Genomic DNA, 6,611 nt, shown 5'->3' with positions numbered 1-6,611 from the left:
CGAAATCCCCCTCCAAATATGTTTAGGAAATTTAGTCCTTATTTTGCAGGCTGAAATGCGGGGCTGCAAGAAGGTTTTATACCTTATATATAGGAGCAATTCGACAACTGATTACACCTTATTATATATAGTCTTCGGATTGCAAGCAATAAGTATAGCGAGTGTATGGCAACGCGTACCATAACAACAGCATAACGAAACAGAAATAACAATTTATATTATTAACAACTAATTTTACGATTATGAACATGGAAAAAGAAATGAAGTATGAAGCTCCCGTAGTGGAAATGCTGGAAGTGGAAGTAGAAAAAGGCTTTGAAGCAAGTTTGGGCGGTCGCGATGAAGAATAATTCGGGCTACTGCCCTATGGGTAAATAAATTATTTTAAATTAATAGAATTAACAATGAGAACGAAACACTTTTTTTTCTCAGCGGTTCTTGCTGCGTCTGCATTCAGTGCATGTACCAACGAGGATTTTGCTGAAAATGGCAATGTTGCAGTCAATGGAGAGGCTGTAAATATTTCAATTGCTGCATCCAAAGGTGGTGACCAAGCTGACACCAGATTTGGGATTGATGTGAATACAGACGGTTCCTTGGGTAACCAATATTGGGTTGAGTCCGATATGTTGGGAGCATTACTGTATACTAATTCTGACGGTTCAGGTATGTTGACCAACTATCCTTTCACGCCGGCTGGCAAATTTGACGAGAACGGTAAGGCTGCCACAATGAACTTCAAGACTCCTACGGCTGTCAGCAAAGGGACATACGTATTCTATACGCAATACTTGAAAAACTATGTGGGCAATGAGGCTTTTAACGTGGAATTGGCTGACCGCCAGGAGATGGACCCGGCTAATCCGACCGCTCATATTTCCAACTACGACTTTATGATTGCTCCGGCTGTAAGCTTGGCAGGTATCAAATACGGGGATGCAACCGAGTTGCCACTCACCTTCCGTTCTATCTACAATGCCGTAAGATTCCATATTGAACTGAAGGATGCTAACGCCCCAGTTACTATCCAGAGAATTGTAATCAAGGACGGAAATTCCTCTCCTACAGCATTTAAGACAAAGTCTAAGATTGTACCTTCTAAATTGACTACACTTGTTGGAACCGTTACAGAAAACTGGTCTGATGGGAAAGTAACAGCTCAGACTGCAGTGTTGACAACTTCTAAAGAATTGGATGCCAGCAAAGCTGTTTCTGCAGACTACCAAATGGCAGCCGATGCCTTGGAGGTACAAACCGGACATGTTGATCAAACAGACGGTGCTGCCAGCATTGTGTTGGCCATCAAGGACGGAAAGACTTTAAAAGCCGGTGAAGCTTTTGATGCATACGTACTGCTTCCTGCCGGAATATACACCAATGGCCTGGCTTTCGACATCTATACAGACAAAGGTGTTTCTAAGCAAACAATTAAAACAGGAGACTCCTTTAAAGGCCTGACTGCCGGTAAGACCAAGAGAATCAATGCCGACCTGAAGTATACGGTAAACGACAATAATATAGAATTACCCACTACATTTGATATTGCCAGTGATCAGGATTGGCTGGACGCTGTCGCTTATGTAACAACCAATTATGGTGCTTATGGTAATACTACTAATTGGAACACTCCGACATTCCAATTGTTGAAAGATGTAAAAGGTACATTGCCAAGCTTTAAAATAAATGTTAATACTGGTACTAATAAGTTGACATTGACCGGTGAAAACAATTTGGCTACAATCGCTTCTGATTTGACCAGTGCAAATATTGTCAACGAAGGTACTCTCGCTATCGGTCCGGCTGTCGGTGCAACTGCCGCAAATCCGACAGAGTGGACTATTAACTCTTTGACCAATAAAGGTACATTAAGTGTAGCCACCAATTCTAAACTGACAGTGACAACAACTGTTGCCAATGTGGGAAGCATTGTCAATGCCGGTGAAGTAGTGGTTACGACTACTACCACTAACGGTGACGCAACCTCTAAGATCGCTGCAACAATCACCAACACGGGCAAGATGACTTTGACCGCAGCTTTGACTAACAACGAGGGCGCAACAATCAATGTCAACCAACCGGCAGCCGGTCTGTTCGAATTGAAGGCTGCTTCAAGCAACAAGGGTAACATCAGCATTGCTGATGGAGCTACACTGACAGCATCTACTGCTGCTCTGACAAATGCGGGTACTATCACCCTGAACAATGTAGCAGCATTGGCTGGTGGTACAACAACTTCAGCAATAAACAACAAAGATGGTGTTATCGTTATCACGGATGCAAGCAAAGGATATAAATTGACTAAACCTTCTACAAGTAATTATGGTGTCATCAAAACATCCGTATCCACTTTGGATGCTATCAAGAAGGCACAAGAGAAAGTTGCTGATGAAACAGACAAATTGATTAACACAATAGAGCTGACCCAGTCCATCAAAGTGGAAGCTGCACTTGATTTGACGGCAAATGTCAACTTGTCATTGGCTGCCGGTGTTAAACTGGAAATTAATAAGAGTGTGGTAGTAACTTGTGGAAAATTGGTTATTGCAGGTGCAGGCGCTTCCGTTGCTCCATACGATAAAGCAGGAGAAGATGATGAACCTACAGCGACAATGACTGCCGGTTCTATCGAAGTTGTAGAAAACGCTACATTTGCTATAGCAAAGAACCTTACTGTAGGAGATGCTTGCACAGCTTTGACAGTTAAGAAGAATGCTTCTTTGACTAACAACGGTACAATCAAGGCTGGATCGAGTGAAGCCGAGGTTACTGTAAATGTTGCTGAAAACGGTACACTTACAAATGCAGCAACCGGTAAAATGGAAAATGCGAAACTTAAAGTCGAAACCAATGCGGGTGCCATCATCAACCAGAGCGAAACGGCTATCAAGGTTGCTGGTGAAATGGTTGGAACAATGACTGGTAAGTTCACTTTCGTTGCTGCGAGTTAATAGCAGTTCCTTCCTCTGAGGAAAGTATAATTTGAATCCCCTCCTGATATGCAGAAACATTATCAAGAGGGGATTCTCTGTTGGCAAATCCATGAATGGTACAGATTACCGGATTCTTCAGTAACAAAAGCCCTACTTTCCTCTATACCAAAGAAGTAGCTTACCTATAGGGTATTTCCGATGGAGAAGATGGGACTGAAAATGTGTTAGGCAATAGACAAGAAATTCCCGTTTACACCAACGATGCGTAAACGGGAATTTATATGATGGCCTATGCAATCAGACCATTAAAGAATCAGCATATCAGCGTTTAACCGGATATCCGTCGGTAACACTGCCCTTATTGGCTATGTCATAAGAGCCGCAATATACTTCGGCGGCAATGGCGCTTGAACCACCAGTAGCAACCTTACGTGTAAAGGTACCCTTGGCATTTACGGTAATCTTATCCTTAACATCGGTAAATGTGGCAAAGTCAAAGACTGCTTTGGCTCCTTCACCTACATTCAGATTGGCATTCAAATCTGTCATCACAAATTTATCAACAGTAAAGGTGGCATTCTTTCCTACATTCACATCTTTCTCGGCAATAAATGCGTTAGTTGTTTCACGGGTTTTCACATCTTTACCTCCCCAAGGACTAACTGTCAGTGCCTTGTTGACAGTTACTACATCCGTAGCAGTCAGTTTGATTTCAGAAAGATTCAACTCTGAATTTACTGTCAGTTTCTTGATGGAGACAGGTTGTGCGACCAATCCAATTTTATCAATATTCTTTGTACTGCTAAGTTTCACCTTAGATGTAGCCTCAATGATGAAGTTGTAGGGCAATACGTTGTCTTCTTTATAACCATTCAAGTTATAAACATATCCATTGTTACCATTGTCTTTTGTATTTCCTTCACCGATGAAACGAATAGTTGTAGTCGGAATTACAGGCCCCATAGCATACCCCAATCGGTCACCATCGGCAGTCACATCCTCGTCATCTACATCACAGATGTATTCACCCATTTCTGCCTTAGGGAATGAACCTCCCATCTGGCTACCCACATGGTCTACAATTTGTGCTGTGGCCGACGTATTGGCCATTGTACCATCATTTATGATATTGATAACACCGCTGTTTTCCACCAGACCGGTATTGGCTACGGAACCGGCAGGAATTGTCCAATTACCATCTTCACTGCTTTCTCCTGTACCAGCTGCTTCTACCAATACTTCACCATTGTTGGTCACATTGGCTGTTGTCGTCAGTACTGTATATTTACCTACTGTAATAGCTCCATCATTAATGATGTTCTTGGCTGTTACTTGTACGGAATTTATTGCATGATCAGGGTATTTTTTCTCCACCCGGTGTATCAAAAGGCCATATATCCAATTCTCCCAATCGTTTAACCGCACTCCAAACAATGATTTTTCCTTCGTTGGTTACATTGCCATTCATCTCGATTGCTGAGTTGCTTTCCGTTAAGCCTAAGCAATATATCTCACCTGCATCTTCATTTTCTTCATCCACTCCATTCAATAAAGAACTGTTGAAAATGATTTTTGTTTTTGAAGTTTCTACAGCATTATTCGCCAGCCACATTGTACCATAATTCTTCACTGTGTTCGCAAAAACAAATGTACCTTCACCGTTAGCCGGAGATGTCAGCATCAATTGTCCGCCTTCTTTGCCGCAGCACCCGTGTCCTTCAATTACAACTGGATTTTTAATGGTCAATGTCTTCTTACCTGCAACTTTAATCAAGATATTCAGGTCTGCAGGAATGGTGATAACACCTGTACCATTTACTGTGATATTGTTTTTTACATAAATAGAAGTCCCGCTAGTAACAGGAGTACTTGCCGCATTACCTTGCAGAAACCATTTATTCAAAGGTGTTGGAGTAACTCCACTATGGTTGTCACCAATACGTACTAATGTGGCAGGGTCAAGAGTAATATTACCCAATACATTGATTGTTGCATCGGTAGTGCCACGTCCCTTTTCGTCAAGCATTTCAATGAAAGTCTTGGTATCAACCGCCAAAGCTTGATCGAACTTGTCTGTATTCTTGATTTCTATTTCATACAGAGAAGCCTTACCGGCATTCAGTGCTTTATCCGTAGCCAGTTCCTTACGGCAGCAAAGACCCTTGTCGTCCATCAAATAAGCAACCAACTTCTTCACTTTGGTAGGCAGGGTGGCAACTGTAAATTCTTTGGCAGTTGTACTGACTTCGGCATAAGCTGTCGCACTATTAATCAAGTTCAATACCAGTGTCGGTTCATACTTTTCAGTTTCGGCCACATACAAGCCTGTACCTGTTGCAACGCCTATCTTGGAGCATCCAAACCAACTTCCTTAATGAATCCATTTGCTCCTTCGCCTTCATCAACGAGAATAATCTTTTGGATATTCTTGCTGCTGCTTTCTGTCTTAATCTTCAAATCCAGAATACTGGAAAGGTTCTCTGTAACAAAACTCTCAGCCATGCTTCCTCCCTTGGTGATGGTAGCCTTACCATAACCGAAAGTCTTACCGGCCAAGTGAGCTACACGGTTCTTGTTCGCATCGTCTTGTGTGAAAATAACCGGAGAAGTGGCTGGCAGGTAATTTACTTCCGCGAAATCAGGGTTGTAAGGGAAATAAACGATGTATTCACCTTTGAAAATGGTAGAGTTGTCTGTGGTAAAGATACCGTTTCTTACATACGGGTCACCTTCCTTCAACTTATCAGCGTCCAAAGCATTCGGCAGTGTAGAAGCTTGGCACCAACTACTCCATAACCACTTGTTGCAGAGTATGTAATGTCATATATTGATGATACCTCCATTGTTTTGGTTGCATCGTTGTACTCCATCAAGTTTACAGTAGCCTTGCTATCAACTGTAGCTACCTTCACTTCATCGGTTACATTATTTTTTTCAAAGGTGTAACCGTTCAGTACCAAAACTTCACCGTTGCAAACGATTGTCTTCGGAGCAGTTTCGCCTTTTTTCAAGAAACCATCCAATGTGAACTTGTAGTTTGTTCTTACTTTCGCATCATTGGCTTCACCTCTCCATGCAAAACCTATGTTTTCCACAGCGGCAGTACTTGCAGTAATGTCAAATGTAGGTAACCATGAATACAGAACGTCACCTGTGCCTTCATAGTGCCAGTTGGCTCTTGTAGTAGCATCATCGCCTCGTGTCAATCCGATGGCGAAATCTTCCCCCAACTCTACAAGCGTTCCGTCAACGTCCACTTTGTTTTGGGTATTTGTAGCAAATTCGTCATCTGCACATGCAGCAAGCAAGGCAGGGACAACTAATGCTGTTAATAAATGTTTTGCTTTCATTTTAACTTTCGTCTTTAAATTATTAATAATTCATTTTCAATACGAGTTCATAGGCTAAGAAGCCATTATTCCCAGCCCATATCCGAGCCCTGGTCGCTTCCGGCAAATCCTTTTTCTACCTCTACTTCCAGTACTTCCACTACCGGAGCTTCATACTTCATTTCTTTTTCCATTTTCATAATCATAAAAATTAGTTGTTAATAATATTAATTGTTGTTTCTATTTCGCTATACTGTCCGCTGCGATGGCGACATTTGGAGACTGTCAAGTAAGACTAAGCTCTTTGAATTCCTCTGTATAATAAGGTGTAGAATCTCTCCCATAGCCCCGC

General features: G+C 42.0%; 5 protein-coding genes. 1 reads left to right on the top strand and 4 read right to left on the bottom strand.

Going from position 1 to position 6,611, the window contains the following annotated elements; genetic code table 11:
* Nucleotides 1-404 precede the first annotated feature (404 nt).
* A complete protein-coding gene (locus JCM16496_RS20170; protein WP_025836329.1) occupies nucleotides 405-2,948 on the top strand; it encodes a hypothetical protein in 2,544 nt (847 codons plus the stop codon).
* Between the two features lie 303 nt (nucleotides 2,949-3,251).
* Here the strand turns inward: JCM16496_RS20170 and JCM16496_RS20165 are convergent, their stop codons facing one another.
* Genes JCM16496_RS20165 through JCM16496_RS20150 form a run of 4 tightly spaced genes read right to left on the bottom strand, consistent with a single transcriptional unit; the run spans nucleotide 3,252 to nucleotide 6,187 of the window.
* Complete coding sequence (locus JCM16496_RS20165) at nucleotides 3,252-4,304, bottom strand: hypothetical protein (RefSeq protein WP_025836328.1); 1,053 nt, start codon at nucleotides 4,302-4,304, stop codon at nucleotides 3,252-3,254.
* Entirely contained in the window at nucleotides 4,285-5,247 is a 963-nt protein-coding gene (locus JCM16496_RS20160) for a hypothetical protein (RefSeq protein ID WP_128809763.1), read from the bottom strand. The genes JCM16496_RS20165 and JCM16496_RS20160 overlap by 20 nt, the downstream gene beginning before the upstream one ends.
* A 26-nt stretch (nucleotides 5,248-5,273) precedes the next feature.
* Nucleotides 5,274-5,684, bottom strand: coding sequence for a hypothetical protein (locus JCM16496_RS20155; protein WP_128809762.1), 411 nt, complete (start codon nucleotides 5,682-5,684; stop codon nucleotides 5,274-5,276).
* Complete coding sequence (locus JCM16496_RS20150; RefSeq protein ID WP_128809761.1) at nucleotides 5,666-6,187, bottom strand: hypothetical protein; 522 nt, start codon at nucleotides 6,185-6,187, stop codon at nucleotides 5,666-5,668. The genes JCM16496_RS20155 and JCM16496_RS20150 overlap by 19 nt, the downstream gene beginning before the upstream one ends.
* Nucleotides 6,188-6,611: the final 424 nt, after the last annotated feature.

It is taken from the genome of Bacteroides rodentium JCM 16496, assembly GCF_000614125.1.
In the GTDB taxonomy this organism is placed as follows: Bacteria; Bacteroidota; Bacteroidia; order Bacteroidales; family Bacteroidaceae; genus Bacteroides; species Bacteroides rodentium.
This window is presented reverse-complemented; position numbering and strand designations above follow the sequence as displayed.